The sequence below is a fragment of the Streptomyces sp. NRRL WC-3549 genome (assembly GCF_000721935.1).
Lineage (GTDB): Bacteria > Actinomycetota > Actinomycetes > Streptomycetales > Streptomycetaceae > Streptomyces.
This window is the reverse complement of sequence record NZ_JOCS01001862.1, coordinates 1-206: the sequence shown is the minus strand read 5'-3', so window position 1 is coordinate 206 and position 206 is coordinate 1. Positions and strand designations below refer to the sequence as shown.

The 206-nt window shown below is 75.7% G+C and carries 1 protein-coding gene; it reads left to right on the top strand.

The features are described from left to right. On the top strand, positions 1 to 206 hold a 206-nt coding region (locus tag IH13_RS40225; RefSeq protein ID WP_199814579.1), incomplete at both ends, for a pantoate--beta-alanine ligase.

Here is a 206-nt window from a genome sequence, read left to right as displayed (position 1 = left end):
CCCTCACCCGGCCCGCCGGCGCGCGGCGGGCCGTCACGATGACGATGGGTGCCCTGCACGACGGCCACGCCTCGCTGATCCGTGCGGCCCGGGAGGCCGTGGGACCCGAGGGCCAGGTCGTGGTCACCGTCTTCGTGAACCCGCTCCAGTTCGGTGAGGCCGCCGACCTCGACCGCTACCCCCGGACCCTGGACGCCGACCTCGCC